1 protein-coding gene and 1 pseudogene are annotated in these 2,132 nt (G+C 72.2%); both read right to left on the bottom strand.

Annotation, left to right across the window (positions count from 1 at the left end; translation table 11 throughout):
* Positions 1–193, bottom strand: a pseudogene (locus VR45_RS36145) (hypothetical protein); the annotation flags it as partial.
* 157 nt (positions 194–350) lie between these two features.
* Positions 351–1,907: an MFS transporter gene (locus tag VR45_RS36140; protein WP_045944161.1), complete on the bottom strand. Its 1,557-nt coding sequence runs from the start codon at positions 1,905–1,907 to the stop codon at positions 351–353.
* Positions 1,908–2,132 lie beyond the last annotated feature (225 nt).

Raw genomic sequence — 2,132 nt, 5'->3', positions numbered from 1 at the left:
CGGTGGGGGCGCCCGGGACCGACGGCGCGACGGCGGCCGAAGTGGCCGGGGAGGCGACGGCGGTGGCCCGCGGGGTCAGGCTGTGGGTGCCCACCACCACGACCGCCACGGTGAGGACGGAGAGGGCCGTGGTGACCAGGGTCGGCGCCAGGAGACGGCGGCGGCGGGGGGTACGGCGGCGGTGCTGGCCCATGCTCGGTCGGCTCCTGCCCTGGTCGGCGGCGGTGCGGGGTCGGTCCCGACTATGGCGCCCCGAGCTGGGAGGGCCGTGATGCGTCGCTGGGAACGGCATGAGAATTCAGCCGGTCGCCCCCGTCCGGGAGGTCCGCGGACGGGGGCGACGGAGCGGGTCAGGTGCTCCGCTGTTGCTGGTGGGCCGTGGCCTGGGCCGGTGCCCCGGCGCTCGCCGGGGCCTCGGCCGCGGTGCCGGTCGCCCCGGTGGCCTCGCCCGGCGCGGGCCGGTGGTCGATCATCAGGAAGGCGATCAGCGCGGCCAGCAGCAGGATGCCCATGGCGACCCAGGTGGCGATCACATAGCCGTGCACCGCGCCCTGGGCCTGGACCGCCGGGTCCCCGGCGGTGGTGATCCGGGCGGCCAGCCAGCTCGCGGTGGCGCTGGCCGCGATGGTGTTGAGCAGCGCGGTGCCGAAGGAGCCGCCGACCTGCTGGGCCGAGTTGATGGTGGCCGAGGCGGCGCCGGCCTCGTTCGGCGCGACGCCGAGGGTGGCCAGGCTCATCGACGGCATGAAGATCAGGCCCATGCCGAAGCCGAGCAGCAGTTCGGCGGGCAGCACCATGCCGGCCCAGGGGCTGTCCACCTTCATCTGGGTCAGCCAGGCCATCCCGGCGGCGGCGAGCAGCAGCCCCGGTCCGATCAGGTTGCGGGACGGCACCCTGGTCATCAGCCGGGCCGCGAAGCCGGTGGAGCTGATGACGATGGCCGCCGTCATCGGCAGGAAGGAGACCCCGGACATCACCGGCGAGAAGTGTTTGATGACCTGGAGGTAGTAGGTCAGGAACAGGAACAGGCCGAACATGCCGATCATCGCCAGGCCGACCGAGAGGGCGCCGCCGCCGCGGTTGCGCTCGGCCACGATGTGCAGCGGCAGCAGCGCGTGCGGGGTGCGCTTCTCGACCAGGACGAACACCACGAGCAGCAGCACACCGAGGCCCAGCGAGCCGAGCACCAGCCAGTCGCCCCAACCTCGGGTGACGGCCTCGGAGGTGCCGTAGACGATGGCGAGCAGGCCGCCGCAGCCGAGCACGGCGCCGGGCAGGTCGAGTCTGGTCCGGGTGTCCTTGCCGATGTGGTCGCGGGTCAGCACGGAGAACGCCGCGAAGGCGGTGGCGATCGCGATCGGGGTGTTCACGAACAGGCACCAGCGCCAGTTCAGGTACTCGGTGAGCAGGCCGCCGAGGAGCAGGCCGATCGCGGCGCCGCCGCCGGCGATCGCGCCGAAGATGCCGAAGGCGGTGCTCCGCTCCTTGGGATCGGTGAAGGTCGTGGAGAGCAGTCCCAGGGCGGACGGGGCGAGCAGCGCGCCGAAGGCGCCCTGGAGGGCGCGGGCGGCGAAGAGCATGGTGGGGCCACTGGCGGCGCCGCCGATCGCCGAGGCGAGGGCGAAGCCGAGCAGGCCGATGGTGAAGACGCGCTTGCGGCCGAAGAGGTCGCCGAGCCGGCCGCCGAGGAGCAGGAGTCCGCCGAAGGCCAGCGTGTAGGCGGTGATCACCCACTGCCGGTCGGCGTCCGAGATCCCGAGATCCTTCTGGGCCGACGGGAGGGCGATGTTCACGATGGTGATGTCGAGGACGATCATCAGCTGGGCGATGGCGATGACCGCCAGGGCCCACCAGCGGCGGGAGTCCGCCGTTCCATGACCGGTGGCAGCTTGGGCTTGGGAGGACACTGGGGGAGCCTTTCCGGAGGGGAGCGGAGAGGTCACGCAGTCGCCTTCAAGCCAAACTCGCCTCGCGGCGAATGGCAAGGAAAAAGCTCACCAAATCGGTTGAAATGGGACCAAAGAACCAGATCGACCGGGACCGCGGCCCGAGTGGCGCGAGGTCCCGGGACCGTGCCCGGGACCTCGCGCCACAGTCAGGCCCTAGGGCGCGTCTTCAAACCCCCGCCGTCC

This window comes from Streptomyces sp. NRRL S-495, from assembly GCF_000966955.1.
Classification (GTDB): Bacteria; Actinomycetota; Actinomycetes; order Streptomycetales; family Streptomycetaceae; genus Kitasatospora; species Kitasatospora purpeofusca.
This window is presented reverse-complemented; position numbering and strand designations above follow the sequence as displayed.